Annotated in this window: 23 protein-coding genes; 9 read left to right on the forward strand and 14 right to left on the reverse strand. The window is 66.5% G+C overall.

What is annotated here, in order from left to right:
* The first annotated feature begins 64 nt into the window (after positions 1–64).
* Positions 65–1,708, forward strand: coding sequence for a sensor histidine kinase (locus ACWDTF_RS05575; RefSeq protein ID WP_240855367.1), 1,644 nt, complete (start codon positions 65–67; stop codon positions 1,706–1,708).
* Entirely contained in the window at positions 1,701–2,366 is a 666-nt protein-coding gene (locus tag ACWDTF_RS05580) for a response regulator (RefSeq protein ID WP_240855366.1), read from the forward strand. The genes ACWDTF_RS05575 and ACWDTF_RS05580 overlap by 8 nt, the downstream gene beginning before the upstream one ends.
* Before the next feature lie 188 nt (positions 2,367–2,554).
* Here ACWDTF_RS05580 and ACWDTF_RS05585 read toward each other — a convergent pair whose 3' ends face one another.
* The 3 genes from ACWDTF_RS05585 to ACWDTF_RS05595 form a co-directional block, all read right to left on the reverse strand.
* Positions 2,555–3,304 carry a DUF429 domain-containing protein gene (locus ACWDTF_RS05585; RefSeq protein WP_240855570.1) on the reverse strand — a complete coding sequence of 250 codons (750 nt, stop codon included), beginning with the start codon at positions 3,302–3,304 and terminating at the stop codon, positions 2,555–2,557.
* Positions 3,301–4,602 carry a TrpB-like pyridoxal phosphate-dependent enzyme gene (locus tag ACWDTF_RS05590; protein ID WP_240855364.1) on the reverse strand — a complete coding sequence of 434 codons (1,302 nt, stop codon included), beginning with the start codon at positions 4,600–4,602 and terminating at the stop codon, positions 3,301–3,303. The genes ACWDTF_RS05585 and ACWDTF_RS05590 overlap by 4 nt, the downstream gene beginning before the upstream one ends.
* Before the next feature lie 115 nt (positions 4,603–4,717).
* Positions 4,718–5,287, reverse strand: a complete 570-nt coding sequence (locus ACWDTF_RS05595) for a GNAT family N-acetyltransferase (RefSeq protein ID WP_449754078.1) — start codon at positions 5,285–5,287, stop codon at positions 4,718–4,720.
* 146 nt (positions 5,288–5,433) lie between these two features.
* Here ACWDTF_RS05595 and ACWDTF_RS05600 point away from each other — a divergent pair, with 146 nt between their 5' ends.
* The 6 genes from ACWDTF_RS05600 (at position 5,434) to ACWDTF_RS05625 (ending at position 12,603) form a co-directional block, all read left to right on the forward strand.
* Positions 5,434–6,801 carry a 4-hydroxyphenylacetate 3-hydroxylase N-terminal domain-containing protein gene (locus ACWDTF_RS05600; RefSeq protein WP_449754079.1) on the forward strand — a complete coding sequence of 456 codons (1,368 nt, stop codon included), beginning with the start codon at positions 5,434–5,436 and terminating at the stop codon, positions 6,799–6,801.
* Entirely contained in the window at positions 6,798–8,012 is a 1,215-nt protein-coding gene (locus tag ACWDTF_RS05605) for an acyl-CoA dehydrogenase family protein (protein WP_449754080.1), read from the forward strand. The genes ACWDTF_RS05600 and ACWDTF_RS05605 overlap by 4 nt, the downstream gene beginning before the upstream one ends.
* Before the next feature lie 32 nt (positions 8,013–8,044).
* The gene (locus tag ACWDTF_RS05610; RefSeq protein ID WP_449754081.1) at positions 8,045–9,154 is read left to right on the forward strand and encodes a homogentisate 1,2-dioxygenase; all 1,110 of its coding nucleotides are present in this window, start codon (positions 8,045–8,047) and stop codon (positions 9,152–9,154) included.
* On the forward strand, positions 9,151–10,329 hold the full coding sequence (locus tag ACWDTF_RS05615; RefSeq protein ID WP_355274152.1) for an alpha/beta hydrolase: 1,179 nt from the start codon (positions 9,151–9,153) through the stop codon (positions 10,327–10,329). The genes ACWDTF_RS05610 and ACWDTF_RS05615 overlap by 4 nt, the downstream gene beginning before the upstream one ends.
* Before the next feature lie 63 nt (positions 10,330–10,392).
* Entirely contained in the window at positions 10,393–11,511 is a 1,119-nt protein-coding gene (locus ACWDTF_RS05620) for an acyl-CoA dehydrogenase family protein (protein WP_449754082.1), read from the forward strand.
* 255 nt (positions 11,512–11,766) lie between these two features.
* The gene (locus ACWDTF_RS05625) at positions 11,767–12,603 is read left to right on the forward strand and encodes an endonuclease domain-containing protein (RefSeq protein ID WP_240855348.1); all 837 of its coding nucleotides are present in this window, start codon (positions 11,767–11,769) and stop codon (positions 12,601–12,603) included.
* Here the strand turns inward: ACWDTF_RS05625 and ACWDTF_RS05630 are convergent.
* The 5 genes from ACWDTF_RS05630 to ACWDTF_RS05650 all read right to left on the reverse strand — a co-directional run bounded on the left by ACWDTF_RS05630 (position 12,509) and on the right by ACWDTF_RS05650 (position 17,623).
* On the reverse strand, positions 12,509–13,168 hold the full coding sequence (locus tag ACWDTF_RS05630) for a hypothetical protein (RefSeq protein WP_449754083.1): 660 nt from the start codon (positions 13,166–13,168) through the stop codon (positions 12,509–12,511). The genes ACWDTF_RS05625 and ACWDTF_RS05630 overlap by 95 nt on opposite strands.
* Positions 13,169–13,194: 26 nt before the next feature.
* Entirely contained in the window at positions 13,195–14,586 is a 1,392-nt protein-coding gene (locus tag ACWDTF_RS05635; protein ID WP_449754103.1) for an acyl-CoA synthetase, read from the reverse strand.
* 24 nt (positions 14,587–14,610) lie between these two features.
* A complete protein-coding gene (locus ACWDTF_RS05640) occupies positions 14,611–16,221 on the reverse strand; it encodes a GMC oxidoreductase (protein ID WP_449754084.1) in 1,611 nt (536 codons plus the stop codon).
* Between the two features lie 144 nt (positions 16,222–16,365).
* Complete coding sequence (locus ACWDTF_RS05645) at positions 16,366–16,914, reverse strand: TetR/AcrR family transcriptional regulator (protein WP_240855345.1); 549 nt, start codon at positions 16,912–16,914, stop codon at positions 16,366–16,368.
* Between the two features lie 79 nt (positions 16,915–16,993).
* Complete coding sequence (locus ACWDTF_RS05650) at positions 16,994–17,623, reverse strand: helix-turn-helix transcriptional regulator (protein WP_240855344.1); 630 nt, start codon at positions 17,621–17,623, stop codon at positions 16,994–16,996.
* A gap of 132 nt (positions 17,624–17,755) precedes the next feature.
* Here ACWDTF_RS05650 and ACWDTF_RS05655 point away from each other — a divergent pair, with 132 nt between their 5' ends.
* The gene (locus tag ACWDTF_RS05655; protein ID WP_374245936.1) at positions 17,756–18,529 is read left to right on the forward strand and encodes an MSMEG_1198 family transcriptional regulator; all 774 of its coding nucleotides are present in this window, start codon (positions 17,756–17,758) and stop codon (positions 18,527–18,529) included.
* Between the two features lie 8 nt (positions 18,530–18,537).
* On the opposite strand, the gene ACWDTF_RS05660 is transcribed toward ACWDTF_RS05655, so the two are convergent.
* From ACWDTF_RS05660 to ACWDTF_RS05685, 6 genes are read right to left on the reverse strand one after another with little or no spacing between them, the layout of a single operon-like run.
* Positions 18,538–19,701 (reverse strand): TerD family protein, encoded by a 1,164-nt coding sequence (locus tag ACWDTF_RS05660; RefSeq protein WP_449754085.1) that lies wholly within the window; start codon positions 19,699–19,701, stop codon positions 18,538–18,540.
* Positions 19,698–20,546 (reverse strand): HAD family hydrolase, encoded by an 849-nt coding sequence (locus ACWDTF_RS05665; protein WP_449754104.1) that lies wholly within the window; start codon positions 20,544–20,546, stop codon positions 19,698–19,700. Before ACWDTF_RS05665 ends, ACWDTF_RS05660 begins: the two co-directional genes overlap by 4 nt.
* A gap of 47 nt (positions 20,547–20,593) precedes the next feature.
* On the reverse strand, positions 20,594–21,724 hold the full coding sequence (locus tag ACWDTF_RS05670) for a cysteine protease StiP family protein (protein WP_355274143.1): 1,131 nt from the start codon (positions 21,722–21,724) through the stop codon (positions 20,594–20,596).
* Positions 21,721–22,989, reverse strand: a complete 1,269-nt coding sequence (locus ACWDTF_RS05675; RefSeq protein ID WP_449754086.1) for a phosphoribosyltransferase family protein — start codon at positions 22,987–22,989, stop codon at positions 21,721–21,723. The genes ACWDTF_RS05670 and ACWDTF_RS05675 overlap by 4 nt, the downstream gene beginning before the upstream one ends.
* A complete protein-coding gene (locus ACWDTF_RS05680) occupies positions 22,986–24,191 on the reverse strand; it encodes an HpcH/HpaI aldolase/citrate lyase family protein (RefSeq protein WP_449754087.1) in 1,206 nt (401 codons plus the stop codon). The genes ACWDTF_RS05675 and ACWDTF_RS05680 overlap by 4 nt, the downstream gene beginning before the upstream one ends.
* Entirely contained in the window at positions 24,188–25,303 is a 1,116-nt protein-coding gene (locus ACWDTF_RS05685) for a hypothetical protein (protein WP_240855564.1), read from the reverse strand. The genes ACWDTF_RS05680 and ACWDTF_RS05685 overlap by 4 nt, the downstream gene beginning before the upstream one ends.
* Positions 25,304–25,475: the final 172 nt, after the last annotated feature.

A 25,475-nucleotide genomic window follows, 5' to 3' on the forward strand; every position in this document is an offset into this window, starting at 1 on the left:
AAGGGCCCGTCGACCCGGTCCAACCGACCGGGTCGGCGGGCCGTTGCGTCCTAATCTGAGATCCATGCGATTGCGGACGCAGGTGCTGGTGCTGCAACTCGCGGTGATCGCGGTCAGTCTCGCCGTCGGCTTCGGGTGGGTCGTCGTCGGAGCCGACGACCGGGTCCGCGACGAGTACGCACAACGCGCCCTCGCGATCGCCGAGTCCGTCGCCAGCGATCCCCAGGTCCGGGCCGATGTCGCATCCACTCAAGGAACCGGTCTCGACGCGGCAGCACTCGCCGCCGGACCGGTGCAGACCGAGGCCAACGCCGTCCGGGACCGCACGGGTGCGCTGTTCGTGGTGATCGCCAACCGGGATCGCGTTCGCCTGGCCCACCCGGAGGCCGCCGAGGTGGGCAAACCGGTGTCGACGGATCCGTCGAAGGCGCTGAGCGGTCAGGTCGACATCACCACCGACCGCGGCACCCTCGGCGAATCCGTCCGCGCCAAGGTGCCGATCTACGGGCCCGACGGGTCGGTGGTCGGGCTGGTCAGCGTCGGCGTGTCCACCGAGAGCCTCACCGCCGACACCCGACGTGACGTCGTGGCGACCGCCCTCATCGCGGCGGTTGCGCTGGGCATCGGCGCCATCGGGTCGATCCTGCTGGCCCGACGCTGGCGCCGGCTCACCCTCGGTCTGGAGCCCGACGAACTCACCGCCCTCGTCCGCGAACAGACCGCGGTGCTGCATTCGATGGCCGATGGTGTGCTCGCCGTCGACAGCACCGGTGTCGCGCGCGTCATCAACGACAAGGCGCGAGCGCTCCTCGACATCGACGCCCCGATCGGAACCGCAGCCGACGAACTCGGGTTGACCCCCCGAGTGCGCGCCGTGCTCGACGAGCCGACCGCCGACCCGGTGGCCGCAAGTGTCGGCGATCGCATCGTGCTGGTGAGTTCGCGCCGCGTCCAGGCCGACGGCCGTGACCTGGGCATGGTGCTCTCGGTGATCGACCGCACCGACGTGGAGACCCTCAGCCGCGAGGTTGACTCCATCCGATCGATGAGCTCGGCCCTGCGCGCTCAGCGGCACGAAACCGCGAACCGCATGCACGTCCTGGCGGGGCTGTTGCGGCACGGACACACCGAGGAGGCGCAGGCGTACCTCGACGAGATCACCGGCGCCACCAGCACCACACACCTTGCGGGACTCGACAACGTGCAAGAAGCGCATCTGCACGCCTTCCTGGACGCCAAGACGTCGCAGGCCCGCGAACGCCGGGTGACGCTCCGACTCGGCGACCAGACGTGGGTCGACGGAACACTCACCGAACCCGTCGTGGTCACCACCGTGCTCGGCAACCTCATCGACAATGCCTTGGATGCGGCGTCCGAGGACAACGGTGAGGGCGTTGTCGAGGTCGACGTCATCGGCGACGGCAACGCGCTGGTCATCGCGGTCGCCGATTCGGGGTCGGGTATCGAGTTCGACACCCCGGACGAGGTGTTCGCCGAAGGTGCCACCACCAAACCCGGCGACGGCGTACCCGGTGGCCGCGGTATGGGACTCGCGCTGACCCGGCAACTCGCGCGCCGTATCGGCGGCGACGTGTGGATCGCGGACCCGGGCGGCGAACGTCGCGCACCCAGCTCGCTCGGCGGAGCCGTGTTCGTCGCGCATCTGCCGTGCGTTCTGGAGACAGGGAGTCAGGAGAGCCATGAGTGAGGACCTGACCGTGCTGATCGTCGACGACGACTTCCGGGTCGCCGCGCTCCACACCGCCATCGTCGACGCGGTGCGCGGCTTTCGGGTGGTGGCGCGCGCGGGATCGGTTGCGGCGGCGCGTGCCGCGATCGCCGACCACCCCGACATCGACCTCGCGCTCCTCGATGTCTACCTCCCGGATGGATCGGGTATCGACCTGGTCGGCGAACTCCCCTGTGACAGCTTTGTAGTGGGTGCGGAGACCGAGGCGACCGCCGTGCGCACCGCCATGCGATCGGGCGCGCTGGCCTACCTGATCAAACCGTTCGACGACGCCGAACTCGCGCGCCGGCTCGCCGGGTACGCGCAGTACCGCCGAGTTCTCGACGCCGACAACGTCGATCAGCGGGCCGTCGACGCCGCGCTGTCGGCGCTGCGCTTCGGCACCCGCCCCGCCGACCGCGACGACGGCGGTTCGCCCACCGAGAAGCGCATCCTCGAACTCTTCGCCGACGCCGACGGACCACTGTTCGCCGACGATGTCTCGACCGCCATCGGCGTCGCCGCACCGACCGCCCGCCGGCATCTCGCCAACCTGGTCACCGCCGGCCGCCTCACCATGACCCTGCGCTACGGCTCCACCGGCCGACCGCGCCAGGAGTACCGCCTCGCCCTCTGACTCCAACCGTGGGACGAACGCTGAACCCACACCCTGCCGACCCCGCTCGAGGTCGATCCCACCGCTCCCGGTCGATCCCCCCGCTCCCTGAGGTGCTCGCAAGCTCGCACCTCAGGCAGCGTAGGGTAACTCCGTTTCCACGGATCCAGGCTCAGGTAGCGGAACTTCGGCCCAGAAAGACCCCAGGATCAGGGACCAGCGGAAGAGACCAGCTGGTCGAGCTCGCAGTCGGGCACGTGTATCCAGCCCTCGCGCATCGCGGTGTCGCGAACGTCGTCGGGCGGTGCAGGGGTCAGTCCGAGATCTGCCGTTCGCGCGATCAGCGCGGTGATCACGGCGTCGAAGGCGTCGTCGTCGGCGATCATGGCATCCGCGTGGCTGTTGAGATCGAGCCAGGGCGCCGCCTGACCGAGCTGCTCGACCATCACTTCGCGCGCAGATACATTCGCGGCGGTCTTGTAGCCGCGTGACTGCAGACCCCAACGTCGTAGCGCTGCAGCGGGGTACGCTTCGATCGCCCAGCCCGACGCGCGGTCGGTGATGCCGAGATCGGCCAGCAGGCCGGCACACCGGAACGCGACGTGGGCGATGTTGTCGGCCGACACCGAAAGCGGGCGTCGACCGCCGGCGAGTGCGGCCACGTAGAGGTCGGTCGTTCGGTAGGCCAACGGGCGCCGACGCGAGACGTCGTCGAGGCCGCTCCCCGCCGACAACTCGCCTCGATGTTGCGCCACAACGAAATCCACGAAGTCGTCGGGCCAGCCGAACGGCGAGTCAATACCTACGCGGGCTGCCCCCGCGACCATCGTGTGGATCCGTGCATCGTCGGCCGGCATCACGAGCTCTGTCACCCGAGCCGAGCCGGATCGCCACTCGATCACCGCGACAGCGGTTTTCACCGGCGACGCTGCCAGATCGACGCCCACGGTGTACGTCAGAAGGAGCCCTCCAGGAACTCGGCGTAGGCGGGAAGGTCGAGCTGCCCGTGCCCGGACAGACCGATCACGACCACCTGCTCGGTGTCGTTGTCGGCGACGTGCGCAGCACAGGCGGCGATGGCGTGGGTCGATTCCGGTGCCGGCACGATGCCCTGCGTGCGGGCGAACTGGACGCCGGCGGAGAAGGCGTCGTGCTGGCTGATCGCCACCCCTTCCACGAGGCCGAGCTCGACGGTGTGACTCAGGGCGGGGGCCATCCCGTGATAGCGCAGACCACCCGCGTGGATCGGGTCCGGGACGAAATCCATTCCGAGCGTGTGCATCTTGAGCAGCGGGGTGAGCCCGGCCACGTCACCATGGTCGTAGCGGTACTCGCCCTGTGTGATCGAGGGACATGCAGCCGGCTCGGCCGCCACCACACGGGGGTTGGACCGACCGTGCAGCTTCTCCCGCAGGAACGGGAACGACAACCCACCGAGATTGGAACCGCCTCCGGCACAGCCGAAGACGACGTCGGCGCCGTCGGGCTCGACGGCCGCGAGCTGCTCGACCGCCTCCTGACCGATCACACTCTGATGCAGCACAACGTGATTGAGCACGCTGCCGAGCGCATACCGGGTGTCGGGGTTCTGCGCGGCCACCTCGACCGCCTCGCTGACGGCCATACCCAGGCTGCCCGTCGTGTTCGGGTCCTTGGCCAGCATCGCGCGGCCGGATTCGGTGAGATCGGACGGACTCGGGTGGATGGTGCCGCCGTAGGTGCGGATGAGGTAGCCGCGGTAGGGCTTGGAATCGTAGGAGGCACGCACCTGCCACACCTCGACGTCGATCCCGAACTGCGCCCCGGCAAACGCCAGTGCGCTGCCCCATTGTCCCGCACCGGTTTCCGTCGTCAGCTTGGTGACGCCGTCGACGCTGTTGTAATACGCCTGGGCCACTGCCGAATTCGTCTTGTGACTGCCGACGGGGCTCACGCCCTCGTACTTGACGTAGATGCGCGCCTTGGTGTTGAGCGCCTGCTCGAACTTGCGTGCTCGGAACAGCGGCGAAGGACGCCACATCCGGTAGATGTCACGGACCGGTTCGGGGATCTCGATGTAGGCGTCGGTGGACACCTCCTGCGCGATCAGTCCACTCGGGAACAAGGCCGCGAGGTCGTCGGGCCCCACCGGCTCCTTGGTTCCCGGATGCAGATGCGGTGGGATCGGAGAATCGAGTTCGGCAGCCAGGTTGTACCAGTGCGTAGGAACATCGACGGTGATCAGATCCGGATTGCTGGCGTCCACGTGCATCGTCATGCGATTCACTGTAGTGCGCCGGGGTTGAACGATCCCTTGATTCGCGTGTCCGCTGCACGGTCAACGGATTGCGACGCACGATGAACGATTTGGGACGCACGGTCAACGATGTGCGTCAGAACTCGAGCCGCATCAGTACCCGCGGGAATCCGTTGAGCACGGAATCGGTCTGCGCTGCCAATTCGAACCCGGCATCTTCGAACAGCTTCCGGGTGCCGACGTAGGCCATCGTGAGGTCGACCTTCTCGCCGCGGTTGTCCACCGGATACCCCTCGACCGCCGGTGCGCCGTGCTCGCGTGCGAACTCGACCGCACCGGCCAGCAACGGGTGCGAGATCCCTTGTTTGCGATGCCCGGGCCGCACGCGCAGGCACCAGATCGACCACACGTCGAGGTCGTCGACGTGCGGGATCTTCCGGTTGCCCGCGAAGGTGGTGTCGGCGCGCGGTGCCACCGCGGCCCACCCCACCACGTCGTCACCGTCGTAGGCGAGCACACCGGGCGCCACCGTTCGTCGGCACAGCTTGCGGACGTATTCACCACGGGCTTCACGGGCGAGTTCCTGGTTCAACTTGTTGGGAATCCGATAGCTGAGGCACCAGCAGACGTTGGCGTCGGGCCGCTTGGGCCCGACCATCGTGCGCACATCGGCGAACCGCGACGCCGGTCGTATGTCGAAGGCCATGTCACCACCCTCACGGACGGGCGGTGCACTCGCAACCGTGTCCAAGCATCCTCAAGACCTTGTGGTTTTCTGAATCTGAATCTAGCATCAGAAAAGTTGATCGGTACCGAGAGTCTGACCCGAAGGAGACGTAGAAGATGGCGATGATGACCAGGGAGGATTACCTCGCGTCCCTCGACGACGGTCGCCGGATCTTCGCGGAGGGCGAAGAGGTCAAGCAACTGGCCGATCATCCGCAGTTCGCGACGGCGATCGAACTCGTCGGCGACGGCTATGAGCAGAACTACCGGCCGGGCGACGACGCCAGCGGACAGTACTTCCAGATCCCGAAGAGCACCGCGGATCTGAAGGAGATCCTGACCGAACTCCTGCACTGGGACATGGTCACCGTGACCACCAGCCAGGGCCTGCTCGCACTACTGACCGCGGCCGCGCGGATGCGTGCCGACAACCCGGCGCTCTCCCAGCGCATCGAGGAGTACTTCGAGTACTGCCGCCGCAACGACCTCCGTTGCGTGCAGGCGATCACCGACGCGAAGGGCGACCGCAAACTTCCACCCGGAGCGCAGGACGACCCCGACGTCTACACCCGCGTCGTCGAACGCCGCCCCGACGGCATCGTGATCCGAGGGGCCAAACTCCACATCTCGTCGGCCGCCATCAGCCACGAGCTGGTGGTGATGCCGACCAAGAACATGAAGCCCGGCGAGGAGGACTACGCGGTCGCGTGCGCGGTTCCGGTCAACGCGCCCGGCGTCCGGATCGTCAACACCAGCTACGCACCGCGCGAGCGCGAGGGTGATTTCCCGGTGAGCTCCAAGCACAACATGCCGGAGGGCTTCATCATCTTCGACGACGTGTTCGTGCCCAACGAGCGTGTGTTCCTCGACGGCCAGATCGCCCACTCGGCGACCTTCGCGCACGCGCTTGGGCTGTGGGAACGGCTCGGCAGCACCGCGCACATGTCCGAATTCGCCGACCAGCTGGTCGGATTGGCGCAACTCATCGCCGAGGCCAACGGCACCGAGAAGATCAATCACATCCGGGAGAAGATCGCCGAGATGGTGATCTACGCGACGATGGTGCGGTCGGGTCTCGAGGCGGCCATCGCCAATTCCGAGGAGAGTCCGGAGGGCTGGTACTTCCCCAGCGAGTTGTACACGAATGCCGCAAAGCACTACGCCGCAGCCGATTACAGCCTGATGGTGCGCCATCTCCATGACATCGGCGGCGGGTCGATTCTCACCGCGCCGTCGGTGGCCGACCTGGAGAACGACGAGGTCGGGCCGCTGATCAAGAAATACATGCGGACCAAGGACGGCATCGACGGCGAGTACCGCACGCGGCTGTTCCACGCGATCCGCGACTTCACCGCCGACGCCTACGGTGGCTGGCAACTGGTCACCATGCTTGCGTCCGGTGGCGGTCTCTATGCGCAACGTCTCGTGGCGCGCAAGCACTACGACATGGACAAGGCCAAGCGACTGGCACTTGAACTCGCGGGCCTGGCATGACCGTTGAGACCGTCGAGGTGCCGGGGGATCTCGGGGCCTTCGCCGAGTACGTCCGAACCCGGGTCGGAACTTTCGTCAACGAATTCGATTCGACGACAGAGGATTCCGTCGACTCCAGCGACCGCATCGCGGCGGTCGAGGAGTTGCGGGACGGGCACGACGCTGCGGTCGCGACGCAGCGCCGGCTGCAGCGGGCACTCTTCGACGCCGGAATCGCCTGGCCCAGTGGACCCCTCGACCTCGGCGGTCTCGGTCTGACCTTCGCCCACGACACCGTCCTGGACACGGTGCTCGACGAGCTCGGCTTGCCTTCCCGAGAAGCTCTGTTCGTCGGATTGAACATCGTCGCACCCGCTGTGGTGCATCATGCGTCAGCCGACCTGCGGAGTAGCGTCGTGACCGGTCTCTACCGTGGCGACCTGATCGGATGCCAGTTGTTCAGCGAACCCGGCGCCGGCTCCGATCTGGCCGGCGTGAGCACCAAGGCGGTACGCGACGGTGACGACTGGGTGCTGACCGGCCAGAAGGTGTGGACCTCGATGGGTCATCTCGCCGACGTCGGGGAGGCGCTGGTCCGGACCGATCCGAATGCCCCCAAACACGCTGGGCTGACGATGTTTCTGGTCGACATGCACGCGCCCGGCGTCACCGTACGACCGATCCGGCAGATGACCGGCGGCGCGGCCTTCAACGAGGTGTTCCTCGACGAGGTGCGGGTTCCCGACTCCCATCGGATCGGCGGGATCGGGGACGGCTGGACGGTGGCCTCCACCAGCCTCGGCAACGAGCGCAGCACCATGAGCGGTGCCGCAGGGCCGCTGACGCCGTACGTCATGGAGCGCGTCGTCGGGCTGGTGCGCCGGCTCGAGGCGGAGGCAGATCCGTTGCTGCGACCGCAGATCGCTCGAACCGTCGCGGCCGTGGCCGCGATGCGCGCCGCGTCGGGACTGTCCGCCGGATCGTGGTCGCACCGCATGGAGCCGGTCGCGGGGTCGGTGCTCAAGATGCTGATGGCTGCGGCCGCCGACGAGATCTCCGCGCTGGCCGCGGCGGTCCTCGGCGAACGCGCCTTTGTCGATCACGGCGAGAAGGATGCGTTCGCGTGGTCGGAGTTCGTGTTGGGTGTGCCGGCACTGCATCTGGCCGGCGGCACCGACGAGATCCAATACAACGTAATCGCTCAACGCGGACTTGGGCTTCCGCGAAGATAGTCCTCAATCCACCACAGCAGAAGGAGATCGAGATGGAATCGTTCATCCAGCACCGCAAGGGACGCACACCGCGTCAGGTTCACCGCGACGTGGAGGACCTCAAGGACGACGAGCTCGGCCGCTACGGATTCGTCGGCCGCACAGCACACTTCTACCGCCGCAACGATCCCACCGCGTATCGGGCCGTCGGCGACTTGTCCGGCGTCGACCGGCTGACCCATGATCTGACCCCCACCGATCAGATCGATCCGGCCGGCGAACCGCTGCTGATGTTCTACAACGACGACTGCCGCATCCTGCTGAGCCGGCGCAACGAGGTCGCCCCGTTCTACACCCGCAACGTCGACGGTGACGAGTTGATCTTCGTACACGAGGGAACCGGCCACTTCGAGACCGAATTCGGCCGTCTCTCATACCGTCCCGGAGACTACGTGTACATCCCCAAGGCGACCACGTACCGCCAGATCCCGGACAACCAGTGCATGTTCCTCATCATCGAGGCCGTCGAGGAGTTCCGGGTTCCCGACGCCGGGGTACTCGGGCGTCATCATCCGTTCGACTCGTCACTCGTCGTCGTACCCGAGGCCGAGGTGTTCCCCGACGACGGCCGTGAGGAGTACGAGGTCCGGTTCCGGCAGCGCGAGGGCAAGACGTCGGTCTTCTACAAGTTCAACCCGCTCGACGTCGAGGGCTGGAAGGGTGACAACTTCGCGTTCACCTACAACCTCGAAGACTACGATGTGATCACCTCGGACACAGTGCATCTGCCGCCGACCGTGCATCTGTTCATGCAGGCCACCGGGGTCTACGTGATGAACTTCCTGCCGCGACCGGTCGAGAGCCGCAAGGGCGCCGAGCGGCCGCCGTGGTATCACCGCAACGTCGACTTCGACGAGATCGCCTTCTTCCACGGTGGCACCATGTTCGGCATCGAGATGCCACCGGGGCTCATCTCCCATGCGCCGCAGGGCATTCACCATGGCATGCCGGAGCGGGCCCGGGAACGTGCGCGTCGTCGCTTCGACCAGGACGAGCGTGTCGAGTGGAAGGTCATCTCCATCGACACCCACAAGCGTCTGACCCCGACGCCGGCGATGATCGAATCCCTACAGGTCGAGGTCCAAGAGGAAGTGCGGGTATGAGCGAGAAGAAGTTCGAGTACGAGCGCGTTCCCTACCTCGTCGTCTTCGACGACACCTCGGCCTATCGCGACACCTACGGTGGCGTGACGGAGAGCGTGGTACTGGAAAGTTATCTGTTGCGCCCCAAGGATGTTCCGTCCGACACGGTCATCATCTTCATGCATCCGATCGGTGGCGGTGCCTACCTGCCGATGTCGAATGCGTTGCCACGCGCCGGGCATCACGTGATCTATTGCAACAGCCGGTATCGCGGCGTCGACAGCGCGCTCATCATGGAGAAGGTCGTGCAGGACCTCGGTGCCTGCGTCAAGGACGCCAAGGAGCGACTCGGCTACGAGAAGGTGATCCTGGCCGGCTGGAGCGGCGGTGGCGCACTGTCGCTGTACTACCAACAGCAGGCGCAACACGCGACGGTCACCGCCACCCCGGCGGGTGAACCACCGGATCTCACCCAGCTCGACCTGCCCGCCGCCGACGGCATGATGTTGCTCGCCGCTCACGTGAGCCGCCACGGCACGCTCACGGAGTGGATGGATCCGTCGATCCTGGACGAAAACGACCCGGAGAAACGCGATCCCGAGCTCGACCTGTACAACCCCAACAACCCGAATCAGGCGCCCTACACCGAAGAGTTCGTGACGCGCTACCGGGCCGCGCAGATCGACCGAAATCGGCGCATCACCGCGTGGGTCAAGGATCAGCTCGCCGATCTGCGTGGTCGGGGTGAGCCGCTGATGGAGCGCGGGTTCGTGGTGCACGGGACCATGGCCGACCCCCGCTGGCTCGACCTCACTCAGGACCCCAACGACCGCAAACCCGGCTGCTACCTGGGTGATCCGCGCATCGTCAACATGGGCCCGGTCGGCTTGGCCCGCTTCACCACCTTGCGAAGCTGGTTGTCGCAGTGGAGCTATGACGATGCCAACGGCGACGGCCCGCGCTGCGCGGCCGATCTCGAGGTGCCCACCCTGGTCATCGGCAACTCCGCCGACAATGCGTGCACCCCGAGCCACACCCAGCGGCTCTTCGACGCCGTCGGGCATCCGGACAAGACGATGCACACGATTGCCGGTGCGACGCACTACTATTCGGGCCGCGAACAGATCCCGTACCTCAAGCAGGCCGTCACGACGATCACCGACTGGTTGGGTGAGCGGTCATGGACCGGCGTGTGACACCCATCCGCTCCCTGAGGTGCGAGGAGCGCAAGCGACGAGCCTCGAAGGGCGGCCGCAGCCATGCATGACATCTCCACCGACGAGGTGCGCACCTCCCTGCGCACCTACTTCGCCGACCATCCGGGAATCGCCGAGGTTCGACACAACCGGGACGCGACTGACCAGACAGGTCGCACTGCAGCGGGATTCGATGTCGCGGGCTGGCGCACGCTGTCGGAACAAATGGGCATCACCGGTCTCGGTACACCCGAATCCTGGGGTGGCCTGCAGCTTCCGGCTGCACATCTCGTCGCGGCGGCCGAAGAGTGCGGGGCCACCCTGTATCCGGGGCCAGTTCGCGCCACTCTGCTGCTGTCGGCGGCGCTCGTCGGTGTGGACCCCGACACTGTTCCCACCCAGGAACGTGAGGTTGTGGACAGCGTCCTCGCTGGCTCTGCGGTGGTGGGAACGCCCACGGGTGACAACACCCTCACCCATGCCGATGGGCGAGTCAGCGGACGACTCGGAGCGGTCACCCACGGAGCGGTCGCGCATGTGATCGTGGCGTCGGTGTCGACGCCGCAGGGTCCTGCGGTGGCGCTGATCCACCCGGGGGACACGCGGATCGAACGCACCTCGGTGCCCAGCGTCGACCTGGTAGTTCCGTTGGCGGACATCGCATTCTCTGACACACCTGCGTTGCTGCTGACGACTCCCGCGGACGCCGGTGCCCTCGCCCGGCACCATCGGCTCGAGACCATGCTCCTCGCGGCCGAGCAGGTAGGTGGCGCGCAAGGCTGCCTCAACGGGATGGTGGAGTATGCCAAGGTCCGTGAGCAATTCGGTCAGGTGATCGGGACCTACCAGGCAATTTCTCATCGGTGCGCCCACACTGCTGTCGCCACTGCTGCGGCACGGGCGCTCGTCGTCGCAGCCGCAGACGCCCATGACGCCGACAATGCCAGCGCGGCGGAGCAGATCGTGCTGTTGGCGCGGGCTCAGGCGGCCGACACCTATTCCGACGCATCCAGCGCATTGATCCAGGTCTCCGGCGGGATTGGCTTCACGTGGGAGCATGACGCGCACTTGCACTTCCGGCATGCGCGCGCAACCGCTGCCATCGGTGGCACCCCGGATCAGTTCCGTGATCGCGCGGTCACCGCAGGTTGCCTCGACCTACTCACCCCGGGAGCCGCGTGACTCTGGAATCTGCCCCAGATTCCCGCCCTCGTCAGCTCCCCTGTTTACGCACTGTCGATGACGTACGTGGTGAGGGCGGATATCGGCGGCAGGTTTCTGGGGCGGTTTTCAGCGGCCGACGCGCAGACCGACTGTGGGCACCCGATCGGCACACTACGTGCATGTGCGTCCCAAACCTTACACAGGCGGTGGTGGTTCTCCACAGGTGCATCGTGAGCGGCAATGCAGGCACGATGGCCGTGCACACTCGCGTTCATGGACTTCGACGACCTGGCCAAGGCCTACGGGGGCGTGCTGGCCACGCACCAACTGCTCGCGTGCGGCCACAGCACCGAGGACATACGTCAGGCGAAGTTCGACGGGATGCTCAGCCCTTTGCGCCACGGATGGTACGCGGTTCGCGACGCTGATCCCGGAGTCGTTGCCGCAGTGCGGGATCGCGGTGTCGTGACGTGCGCATCGGCGCTGCGGCGCTGCGGACTCTGGGTGCCTGACCACTCGAAGGAGCTGCACAACCGGGTGACCCGGCACGAGCGGAGGCAATCTCATGACCGCTGTCGCCGCTACGGGCGACCGTCGCCCGCCTTGGTCGCCGTCGACGACGTATTGACGTCGCTTCAGTACGGTGCGCGGTGTTTCGACGAGGAGGGATTCGTCATACTCTGCGACTCGGCGCTCAACCTCGGCGAGGTGACTGTCAAAGAGCTCGAGCACGCGTTTCGCTTGGCGCCGGAGAAGATTCGACGCTCGATCGGAAAGTGTGACGAGGGAGCGGCGTCGGGCACTGAGACCGCGGGTCGCCTCCGCCTGAAGTCCAGAGGGGTGAAGGTGGAGGTTCAGCACGAGGTGCCCGGCGTCGGACATATTGATCTGCTGGTGGGAGATCGGCTCGCGATCGAGTTCGACAGCAAGGCGCATCACACCGGCGAGGAGAACTACGAGGCCGACCGGACTCGTGACCGAAAGCTGGTCGCCCGCGGCTACATTCCCATGCGGGTCACGTACAACCAGGTGTTTCTGCGGTGGAACAGCACCTATGCCGATATCCAGGCGGCTCTGCGGAATGGGTACCACCGGAAGCGTTCGGCCTGAAATCTGTCACCGAATTCCGCCCTCGTCGAGGTCGGCGCTGACGATATGTCAACGACGGCCCTGGCCAGGGTGGAAATCGGGGACACATTTCAGGGTGGTCACTTCGCCACCACAATGCCAGGCCGATCTCGAGCACGCCGACAACAGCGATGACCGGCTGCAGGAAGAAGAACACCTGCAGCGTTGCGATCTGCACGACGATCCAGAGCAGCAAGGTCGCACCCGCGAGCACTCCGCCGAGGACGCCGAGGCGTGGCGAACTCGGTACGAGTGCGGCAATGGCAGCCGCCAGGTGTGGAACCGCGATGAGCGCGATGAGCATCCATCCGGGACCCACCCAGCTGTCAAACGGTGTGCGCTCCAGCCAGTCTCGATTCATCTGCCATGTGTCGGCGATGAGCGAGAGTCCGCCGTACGTTGCCTGCGCGGCGATCAAGAGTTCGATGACGGCCAGCATCCAGCATTGCCACGGCCGACGCCGCGTCGGCGTCCGCGGCGGGCGGGTCTCGGTGCGAGCCGTCGCCTGCATGTCTTCAGCATGCTCCAACTCGACCCGCGACGTCATGAGTCCAAGGTCACGGACCTGCGAGCTCAGCCCAGGAGCTTCTTCTGCACCTTGCCCATCGCGTTGCGCGGAAGGCTCTCCACGAAGCGAATCTCTCTGGGCCGCTTATGATGTGACAGTTCATTGGCCACGAGCTCGATGAGGACCTGGTCCTCCACGGCGTCGCCGACCACATACGCGACGATGCGCTGACCCAGATCGTCGTCGGGTACTCCGACCACAGCGACCTCATGGACGGCGGAATGCGCCATCAAGACGGTCTCGATCTCACCCGCGCCGATGCGGTAGCCGCCCGACTTGATGAGGTCCGTGGCGCGTCGGCCGACGATGCGGTGCATGCCATCCGAGCCGATCACCGCGACGTCGCCGGTGGCGAACCAGCCGTCGCCGACCCACGATTCGGCGGTGGCGTCGGGTCGGTTGAGGTAGCCCGACGACAGCATCGTGCCCCGAACGTGTAGATCCCCGACACTCTCCCCGTCGTGCGGAACGTCGGAATCGGCCTCGCGCAAGCGGGTTTCGACGCCTGCCACCGGTAGCCCGACCCAGCCGGGACGACGCTCGCCGTCGGCCCGGGTACTGACGGTGATGAGAGTCTCGGTCATCCCGTAGCGTTCGACGATCTCGTGGCCGGTGTGCGTACGGATCTGCTCGAACACCGGCACGGGAAGCGGCGCACTGCCGGACACGAGCAGTCGCGCCGATGACAATGCTTGTGCGGCAGCAGGATCGGATGCCATGCGATGCCACACCGTGGGGACGCCGAAGAACATCGACGCTCCCGCCTCGGCCGCCGCCGCGTAGCCGGCGGGCGTGGGTTTGACGGTGTGGATCAGTGCACCGCCTCGTCGCAACGGGCCCAGAACACCCAGTATCAAACCGTGCACATGAAACAGCGGAAGACCATGTGCCAGGGTATCTCTCGAGGTCCAGGCCCAGGCGTCGGCCAGTGCGTCGAGACCCGCTGCGATCGCCCGTCGCGTGATCGGAACTCCCTTGGGCAGCCCGGTGGTGCCCGAGGTGTAGAGGATCAGGGCCGTCGAGTCCGGTGCGGGCTCCGGGTGTGAATGCCACGACCGCGCATAGCGCCGCACCGGGATCGCGGGCAGCATCGGCTCGTCGGGTGCGGGACCGAGCCACGCCTGCGCCCCCGAGTCGGCGAGGATGTGCTCGAGTTCTTTCGCACCCGAATCCGGTGGCACCGGGACCACCGCGACGCCTGCGATCAACCCGCCGACCACTGCGAGCACTGTGTCGATGCTCGGCCGGGCCAGGACGGCAAGGGTGTGTGCACCACGGATGCGTTCGGCGACCGCCGTCGCCGCGCCGACGAGTTCTTCCCGCGAGAGTCGATCGTCGCCGATCACGACGGCGTCGGGCAGATCCGGGGCGTTGGGCAGCAGGGTTCCGAGCAGCAGCACCCACTTACTGTGTCATGCCGGTCAGATGAGCGTGCCCACGTCCTTAGCGACGATGTGATCGAGGGCGCGTTCGGCGACCGCGGCGATCGTCATCGACGGATTGCAGGCCGCCGAGTTTCCGGGCATCAACGCACCGTCGACGACGTACAGTCCGCGCTGCCCGCGGACGCGGCCGTCCAGGTCACACACGGTGCCCATGCATGCCCCGCCCAGCGGGTGCCAGGTGGAGTTGACGATCCCGTTGGTGTCGGTGAGGACGGACCGAGGGCCGGCGATGCGTTTGACGGTCGGGCCGATGTGCCGGTTCTGGATCGACTCGTCGCCGGTGGCCGGCCACCACAGTCGGGCCTGATCGCTGCGGCCGTCGTAGCGGAAGTGTCCGCGCACCCGGCTGGCGCCGTAGCCGACGAGCATGGTGGTCTTCGGTCCGATGGGATTGGGCGGCATCGACGCCTGGATGACGGTGAACGCCGACTCCGGGTCCCGCCAGTTCTTGCTGCTGTAGACCACCGGTCCGCCCTGCTTGGCGCCGAAATCGGCGTCTGGATCGGTCCACATGTAGATGCGGTCGGCGTTGGTGCCCCATCCCTGGCCGAGGCCGTCGGGGAGGTCGGGGATGTGTCCGAGCTTCTCGGCGCGCATCAATAGTCGGGTGGTGTTGACGCTGCCCGCACCCATGATGAGCGTGGGCGTCGTGTGGATCTGCTTCTCGATTGCCCGCCCGGAATCGTCGAGCTTGTCGACGTGGATCACCCACTGTCCGTTGGGGTTACGGAAGATCTCGGTGACGTTGCTCTGGGTCCGGATGGTTGCGTTGCCGGTGGCCTGTGCGGCCGCGATGTAGGTCTTGTCGACGCTGAACTTGCCGCCGTTGTTCACGCCGAGTTGTCCGTCGCCGGTGGTGTACGACGCCCGCATCTTGCCCTGCAACTCGGCGAGTGCGTAGTTCCAGTCGATCGGCATCGGGATCTTCGACAGCGGCAGGCCGAGATGGCGGACGCGATCGGCGAAATGCCGTGCGGCACGGTAGTTTGGCGAATTGACCAGTGCGTCCGGGGCGGTCGCGAGGTGCAGCATCCGGGCGACGCGCGGGTAGTGCACCCGATTCATCGTCGGCCAGTCGAGAGCGTTGGGGAAGTGGGCTTCGAAGACAGCCCGATCGGGCTGCAGGGTCATACCCTGGTAGACCAGTGAGCCGCCGCCCACGCCTGCCGCGCAGACCGCGGTCATGTTGTCGCCGACCACCGTTTCGAGAAGTCCTACATAGGGTTCCACCGAGATCGGCCGACCGAAGATCTGCGACGCCGAGTTGTACCAGAGGATTCGCTTGTCGGGGTTGGTCGGGTTGGGGAAGGTGTTGGCGTTGGGTCCGGTCCGCCACCAGCGTCCCCGCTCGAGGACGAGCACCCGAACGCCCGCCTGGGCGAGCCGCAGAGCTGCGACGCCGCCGCCGAAACCGGACCCGATGACGACGACGCGGTGATCCTCGCGCACCGTCCGCACGCGCTTGGCCGGTTGAGCGGATGCGGTCGGAGCGCCACCGATGGCGCTGCTTACGGCCGCACCGGCCACCACGGCTCCGGTGCCGGCGAGGAAGGTACGACGAGAAATGCGCGTGTCAGCAGACACCATGGCCCCCAGTGAGTGAAGTGGATCTCCCCGAACGAGACCCAAAACTAGACATAGGTGGCCAAATGTGTCAACTAATGGAGGGAATCCTCACCTTTGTGTCCTGTCGCACCACCCGCCAAGGCGGTTTGCGGAGGTGCGCGGGCCTCAGGGAGTAGGCGCGTCGATCCGGATGCTCGCGACCATGGGGTCGAGCCAGCGGCGCAGGAACTGGCGCAGTTCCTTGTCGGGCCGGTCGTCGAACAGAACCACCGACAGGCTGAGGTGGACCATGAGTTCGGCCAGGTCCTCGATGTCGCGGACTTGGCCCTTCAGTGGTGACAGGAACTGCAACCCAACGGGTTTGGCGCGTCGGATCACCCCCTCGTCGAAGAGCGGATTGCCTTGGTCGGCCTGGAACATCGCCTTCAGAACCGGCGTGGTTCGCGCAAAATGCCGTCCGGCCATCACCAGTTCGATGAGGAAGTCGGTGGGGTTGTCGGTCGCCGCGGCATGCGCCTGGATGTCTTCCATCGCCATCAGCGTCAGATGGGCCACCGACTGCGAAACCAGGTCCTCCCGCGTTCCGAAGATCGAGTACACGGTCTGTCGCGACACTCCGGCAGATTCGGCGACGGCCGCGATGGTGACGCCGTCAAAACCCGACGTCTGCACCAGTTCGAGGGTGGCATCGATGATCTTCCCGCGCGACCGCATGATGTCCATTATTCACCGACGGCACATGCCGCCCGGTGGCTTGTTCATCTTTCGAAAGCTGCTGGGTGGCCGTAGAACGTCAGGCAGATTCGCGCATCGCAGCGGAATCGATCCACCCGTCGGCCACGAGCTGCAGCAGCATCTGGGCCTTGTTGCCCACCGGACGTCCTGCGTCCTCATAGCGCCGTGCGACGCGACGATAGTGTTCGCGCACTGTGCTCTCGGCGATGCGATGCAAACGCGATGTCTGCCGAAGTGTGGCACCCAGGGTGTAGGTGTGCAGAATCTCACACTCGCGGGGAGTGACATGGACTCGAGCCGGACGCGGGGCGCGCTCGGCGATCTCGGTGAGAAACCGCTCGAGGTACGCAAGCGACTCGGGTCCTTCGGCCGGGATCACTCTCACGCTGGGACCGCCGCCATATGCGGTGATCCTCCCTATCCGGTCGGGCGTGGACAGGAAGACGGTGGGAATGGGATGTCCGCAGTCGCCGATGCGCGCCTGGCGCAGGTCGTTGGGTTCACGAGCGATGATTCCGTGGGCGACAACGACGTCGTCGCTGGTGGGGGGCACGTGAACAGCACGAAGGCCGGACCGCTCGACCAGCGCGACGAGTGCCGCGGTGGCGATGCTCTCCACACCGACTACCGCAACGGTGGGTTGGACCGGCGCGACCGGGATTCCCGGGGCGGGCATCGTGGACGTCATGCGGTCCTCCTGACGAGATCGGGCATCCATGCTCAACCCTGATTGAACGGATCGCGCAAGTCAGCAGAGTTTGCGACCCGATTCGGACATATCCGGGTGCTGCTTCGCATGAATGACAACCCGCGATGCGTGATGTCGCATGATTGCCGACGATCCGGCAAGATTACGCACGTGCTGAGAGGACTGCGGATGCTGATCGCGTCGCCGCTCGGGCATGTCGTCGAACCGCCGTTGCAAGCCTTTGATGACGTGACCGTGGTGGTGGCCACCGACGAAGATGAGTTCACGCGTGCGGTGGCCGGGCAGGTTCGTTTCGACGTCGTGGTGGCCGACCTGATCTGGAACAGCCCCGAGACGGAATGGACCTTCGACGGTCTCGACGTCATCGATGCGCTCACCAAGCACGACCGCCTGGCACCCGTGCTGCTCGCCACGCAGGGATATGGAATGGAGCAGGACCATCTGGACGAGGCGAGACTGCGTCCCGAGGTGCTCGGCGTGGTCGCCAAGTCCGACGGCCTCCAGGCACTGATGGAATCGATCCGGACCGTGGCCTACGGGCAACGTCTGCCCTTCGAGCCGGCCACGGACCGGCGCCGGACGCCGCTCTATGAGCTCTTCGTGGGGCAGCGTGGCCACACCGCGGGACGGCTCGCAGGGGCCATCGCGTCCGGGGCGTCGTCGGACAACGTCTCACTGGCGCGGGCCGCGAAGGTGTCGCCCAACACCGCCAACAAGGTCACCAGCCATTACCTCGGGCCGATCATCGAACGTCGAGGTGAGCACGACGACCGGCTGCCCATGACTCAGGCAGCCGTCTACCGGTGGTGCGGTCTGCACGCCCGCTACATCGTGAGCTGGTGCCGACGGCACGGCCACGCGGATGTGCTCGGCGAACTGAGATAGTTGCCCGATCAGGCGAGGTAGCGGTCGACCAGCTTCTCGGCCTTCTTCGGTGTCCGGGCTTGGAACCCGTCACCGATCGCGCGCAGCTTCCATTGCGGGCCTTCACGATTGATCACCGCCATCACCACACCGGTGAACGGCATACCACCGGCGAGGGTGAAGCGGGCCAGTTCCGCGTTGTTGGTGTCGTCGATGAGGCGGCAGTACGCGTTCTGGACCTCCTCGAAGGTCTGTCCGCGATAGGAGGTGACGATGAAGACCAGATTGTCCACCGACGGTGCCACCGCGGGCAGTGACACGCTGATCACCTCGTCGTCGCCTTCACCCTCGCCGGTCAGGTTGTCGCCGGAGTGGTGGATCGACTTGTCTTTCGAGTTCAGCCGTCCGTAGTACACGGTGTCGACGCACCGGCCCGCCGAGAACATCAGCACGGACGCGTCAAGGTCGATCGCACTGCCCCGCTTGCGGAGGCCACCCGGCGGCGGCACGGGATCCCAGCCGAGACCCATGCGGATGGCGGTCAGGGCAACTCCGCCGTCCTTGCGCAGCGTCACCTTCTGGCCCTTGGACAGGTTGACCGGACGCGACTTGGTCAGATTTATCTCGGGTGCCGGGGGCGGCGGCTGTGGTGGTGTGTACGCGGGCGGTGCGGGTGGCGGTGTCGGGGCAGCGGGCTGATCGTCGACGCTGACGCCGTGGTCGCGGACGAGATCGGCGAACCCTCCGGCATAGCCCTGCCCGACCGCACGAACCTTCCAGTCACTCCCGCGACGATAGAGTTCGACGGTGATGACCACGGATTCCGTTGTCAGACCGCCGATCACGAAGTCGTAGTGCTCCCGGCCCGACGCGTCGCCCACCCGCGCGACCGGCGGGGCACTGCGCCCGAAGTTCGACGACGGGTCGTCGAGGGTGACGACTGCGCGGACGGCATCGATGTCGGCGGGGATCGCGCCGGTGGCGATGACCAGGCGAGGCCGTCCCGACGCGGTCTCGAGCCGCACCCCGGGGCCGAGCGGCTGGTTGTAGAAGACGAAGTCGGCGTCGGAGCGCACCAGGCCGCGATCGGTGACCAGGAGAGCCGAAAGATCGGCGGCGGCACCAACATCGACGGTGATCGTCAGGTCGGCGGTGGGCAGGGGCGCGTTCTGCCCCTTGCTCAGAGCGGTCATGGGGTGGCCTCCAACTCATTGACGGCGTCCTGATTGATGTCGCGGTCGCCGGCCTCGGTGGCCGAGCGTACATAGTCGCCGAACCAGGTCAGGATCTCTTCACCGGCAAGCGCTCCCGAGTGCTCGGTCACGGCGACGTGGTCGCGGTTCCACCCGAGGTTCTCCAGCTCGCCGTGGCTGGGCCGGATGGCGGCGTCGGAGGTTTCGAGAAGGTCGGCGTCGAGCCAGCCGTCGCCGGCCGAGATGAGCGGGGCGTCGGCGGTGATGCGGTCGGAGTCGACGAGACGGCGCCGTACTTCGCCGATGGCTGACGATTTGGTCACGCACCCGGGTGTCGCATAGATCTTGCGGCCCTGTTGCGACACGGTCCAGCCGTGACGGCCGCACCACTGCGTCCAGTCCGCCAGGAAGTCGGCGGGCTGGGATGCGAGGTCGACCACCAGGTAGCAGAACAGGTCGTCGGCGATGCGCAGGGACTTCACCCACGAGTCGTCGGTGCGCCTTCTCAGTTCGGCGACCACGGTGTCGAGATCGGCTGCGGTGGAACGCACTGCGTGATCGATACTGGCGCGCCACGTGGCGTCGTCGGTGCCGTCGACCAGGATCCGGCCGCCGTTGGAGACCACCGCGTACGGAAAAGGACTGCCCGGCAGCGTGACTCGATCGAACTGGGCCTGGGTTCGGGTGGTGACCGGCACCACCGGCACGGTGGCAGCAAGGTGGGCCAACAGCTCTTGGCTGTGAGCCGTCATGTAGGAGATCGGCGCGTCCTGGTAGATCTCCACACACTGGGGCGCCAGCGTCGCGAACTGTTCGTCACCCATCGCCGACCGTGAGTAGATCATCGTTCGGTCGAGGTCTGTCGCGACGAGAACCCGTGCCGGCCCGGCGATCACGCGCCCTCCTTGATGATGCCGACGCACGAGTAGGCCAGACCGTCGACGACCTCGATCGGGACCCCGCGTTCGGCTGCGAGCAGACGGATGTGCGCATGATCGGGCTGCTCGGCATCGCTCACCAGCACACGCCATGGGATGCGACGCAACAGAACTCGGGTGGTCTCCCCGATGCCCGGCTTGACGAAGTTGATCGACGACAAGCCGTACGACTCCTGGATCTGTTCCACCGCATGCCAACCCGCCCAGGTTGGCGTCCGATCCGATGCGACGATCTCTTGTACGCGCTCAGGCACTCGCTGCGCGACCGCCGAGAACTGCGCACTGATGGTGTCGAGGAGGACGCCGGAGACGTCGAACGGGGCGAGTTCGCGATAGAACTTGGCGCCGTGGTAGTCGTCGGGACCGATGTGGTCGCGATTGAGCACCGTGCGCGAAACAAGGCCCGAGACCGTCGAATTCAGGCAGGCCGACGCAATCAGGAAGTCGTCGCGGGTGCCGTAGGTCGCAGTGCAGTGTCCGGTGTCGGCGAGTACCGCCAGCTCGTCGTTGAGCGCGGGACCGCCGGCCTGCTCGAATTCCCGCAGGGCGACGGTGAGTTCACGCTGGATGGCACCCTTGCCGGTCCATCCGTCGATGAACGCCACCGACTCCGGATCATGGTCGGAAACGATGTGCCGCAGGGCATTGGTGTCGATCCCGCGACCACGGACGATCGACACCGCGTAGTGCGGCGAGGAAATACCATGGGCGAATTCGATCCAGCGTCGGATCAGCACGCCGACGGGAGTGCCGGCCCGAGCCAGTGAGACCAGCGTCGGACGTGAATGACGCTCGGCCAGAATCAGTTCCGCCACCACACCGACGGCCTCGGCAAGGCGCTGAGCCGACGCCGCCAGGGTCGTGTGGAAAAGCCGCTGATACTCCTCGCCCGGTTGATACTCGATGGGTAGCGATTCGGCGTAATGGGCGGCACCGGACTGGATTCGCCGCTCACGCTCCTCGATAGCGCCCTCGAGGGCGATGTCCGACAAGTCCTTGAGCAGCCAGGTCACCTCGTCGGGCCGGTAAGAGCCGAAGTCGGGGCCGCGCAGTCCCGATGTCCGAGTGGTTGTCGTTCCGGTCATCGGGCACCTCGTGCTTTGGCGATCACGGACTGTACGGTCTCGGGCACCACCAGCACCATCACATCGTGCCCGGCGGTGGTGAGCACATCGAGCAGGCCGCCGGGCTCGCGTAGCTCCGCAGAATCCGCCGGGGTATCGGCGACAAACAGTACTTGCGCGGGCGAGGCGCTGACGTTGTACACGTAGCGCCGCGCATCCGGGTCGAATTCCGGTGCGGCGAACTCGAATCCACGTCGCAGCGGATAGCCGTCGACGTCGCGGACATGCGCCGGCGAACGCGTGGTGGTCTGGTACCGAACGTCGAGGCCCGCGCTCTCGAGGCGTTCGGCGATGCACAGCGGCAGGTACATGAACTCTTCGTGGCCGATCACGACGAGCGGTGTGCTCGGGTCGAGTCTCTCGCGGACCGCAGCCGCCACGTCGTCGGCGGCGCGATGAAACGCGGTGGCGTCGGTGGCGAGGTAGCCGTGCCGTCCACCGTCGGGAACGTCGTCCGGCCACTCGGCATGCGTCTCTGTCACAGTACTGCGCGTCGGCGACACCGGATTGAGTCTCGCCGGTGGCAAGTTACAGACCTCGTCGATCAGGTTGTCCGGCAACGTGACCCGGCCCGTCGCCAGGGACACGAACTCGATGCGCACGCTGAGCTCGGTCGCGGCACGATCGGCGGCCGCTACATGATCGGCGTCGCGCATGTCCACCAGCGCGGCGACCACATAGTGCGATCGTGGCGCGAAACGATGCAGCGCAGCGATGGCCTCGATCGCCGTCTTACCGGTGGAGATCTCGTCGTCGACGAGGACCAGCGGCCCAGGACCGGCGATCAGATCCGGCGAACTCGGTTGCAACAGGTGTGTGGTGGCGTGGGAGTGGCCCTCCTCGAATGTCCCGTGCACCTGCGCCCCGGGGCGCGACCGCCGCGTCGAATGCAGGTAGGTGGCAGCAGAAATTCGCTCAGCCACGCAATGACCCAAACCCGTTGCCGTCTCGGCGAATCCGACCACCGTGGCGGACCGCGCGAGATCCGGACCCAGCACACCGAGGACGACGTCGCCCAGATCGTCGGCGGCGCCGCGCACCACGCTCGGGCCGATCGGGATGTGCTTGCCCAGCACCGTCGAGACCAGCAGATGCGCGCGTCGCCGGTTGCGCCGCAACCCCAGTACAACGAGATCGTTGACCGAGCGGCCGGTGGTGGCATCCGCCACCCCGATCACTTCGGCACCGAAAGTACCTGTCACCCAGGAAGGAACGGTTTGTGTCATCCCGGCACCAGCGCCGTCAGCAGATCGACGAAGTCGACACCCTGCCGGGTCACCCCGAACACGGCGGCCCGATCCATCACCAGGTGCGCCCAATTGCGGTGCGGCTTCATCTCATTCATCTTGTTGTGATACGACGACGCACGTACCCCGCCGGTCTCCTGCGCGAGGATGTCGACGGCATCCTGATACTCCTCGTGGGTGACCGCCGACAAGGCGTGCACGGGGGCCACGTGTGCGGGATGGATGACGGTCTTGCCGTGGATGCCGTTCGCGCGGTCGAGCGCGATCTCGCGCAGCAGGCCGTCGATGTCGCGGCTGACCAGTTGCTGCCGGAACATCACCGCGTCGTGTTCGCGAAAGGGGGTCTGGCGCAACGTTGGACGAAAGAGACGTTCGTGGTCGGCGAAGTACTCCCAGACCGGACCGGTCACGATGTGGCCGGTCGCGTCGCGGCGACCCAACCGGTTGACAACGGCGGCGATGAGGTCGGCGGCGACGCGGACGTCGTAGATGGTGAGGTCCCGGTCGCGTCGGATGCCGAACAACCCGCAGATGTCGGTGGCGCCGATCCGCACGGCGAGAACATGTTCGCGGAACTCGTCGAGGAGGGCTGCGATGTCGGTGAGCTGATCGTCACGCGTCTCCCGGTGGACGAGTGCGGGCGACTCGAGGACGGGCATCGCGAACAAGCGTGATCCGGTCGCCACCGAGGCGTCGCGAACGGCCGCGAGGTCGCCGCGCCCGGTCGACGTCCCGAACTTGGGCAAGACGAAGCCGTTCAGAGCCGCACACGATCCCAATGCCGTTGTGATGGAACGGATCTGCTCAACCCGACGAGTGCGGACGAACAGCAGCATCGAGGACTCCGGCGTATCGGCGAGGGTCCGCAACGCATCCACCGCAGACTCGATGGCGATCCGTTCGTCGTCGTCGGCGACGGCGTCCTCGAGGTCGATCACCATCGACGTCACGCCCTCGGCATGGCGTCGAGTTATGGCGTCCGCCAGTCCCGGCCGGGTACCCGGGACATAGAGGGTCGCGCCGAGGGCGAGGGCGAGCCGGGTGCGGGGCGCGTCGAGCGGGATGCGTTCGGGATGCACGCAGAACAACTGGTCGGCGACGGTCGCGTCGATGTGGCGGAAGTGTTGCACCCCGACACCGGCGACCCCGGCCGCGCCACCCGCGGCCGCGGTGGTGGTCATCGTGCTGCCACCTGTCCTCTCATTCGGTCGACGATCTCCGAAATCCGTCGGTCGACGGCCTCCAACTGGGTGAGGTAGGCCCAGTAGTCGGGATGGATTCGTTCGAGCGCCCCGCCGGCTCGTTCGATCCGGTCGGCCTGAGCATCGAGCACCGAACCCCATTCGTCAACCAGGCCGTGATTGATTGCGAACTGTTGGGCATCTCGTAACCTGAAGCTTACCCGGCGTCGAACCGCGGACGGATCGTCGCGCACGCCGCGCAGCAGGCGCAGGCGGTCTAGGACGGCATCGACCGCATCGTCGGCCAAGGACAATTGCTCCCGGGCGGCTTCGGCTTCCGATACGGCCAGATCCGGGGCGTCGGTGAGGTGGCCGCGGGCTGTGGCCAGGGCGTTGTCCGCGCGACCCAGCGCGGCGGTGATGGTCGCGTCATTTCCTTCGAGGTCGGTCGAGCACTCGGCACTGAACTCGCGACGCAAGGTCGAGAGTGTCGGCTGCACCTGTTCGCGGCGCGTCGAAATCGCGCTGCGCAACGTCTCCACCGATCGAATGACGACCTGCGCGCGGTCGGCGTAGCCGGCGGCCTCGCCGAGGACCTGTTCCACCCGGGCCGCCGCGGCGATCACCGCACGCGCGGCCTGCCGTCGCCCGGCCAGCCCCGACGCCTGGGCGAAGGCGGCATCCGCGGCCGCCAGGTCGTCGGTGACTCGCACGACCGACGTCAGTCGGGCCAGTCGGGGATCGGTCTGTTCGAGCGCGTTCACGGCGCGGGTCGTGGCCACCCGCGCGTCATTGCGCAGCACGGCATCTTGCCGAAGGGCGCCTCGGGCGCGTGTCAGTTCGGCGTCATGGTCGTGCCCGAAACGGGTCATCTCCTCGTTGATGCGTCCGAGCGCTTCGGTGCAAGCCTGCACCTCCGATGGTTGCGGACGGAATCGATCGTCCGCGTTGCCCGTCAGACGCAGGTACTCGGCGGTGATGGCCGAGTGCCGCTCGCGGATCGCGACCCACTGTGCGCGCAACGACGATCGGGGGTCGAGTTCGGCGGCCGCCGACACCGCGGTGTCGATCTCCCCGACGATCCGATCGGACGCCAGAAACTCCGAGGTCATCTGTTCGATGTACCCGCTGGAGTCCACCGCAGGGCGGCTACCTCCGCCAAACCATCGGCGGGCAAAGTTTCTGGGCACGAGCCGATGCTATCGAGTAACTTTCAACCCGACACCCAGGCGCCGACCACCGTCGATGCGCCCGCGTGCCGACGAGGTCGGTCGCGTCGACGGG

This window comes from Gordonia sp. NPDC003422 (genome assembly GCF_053588675.1).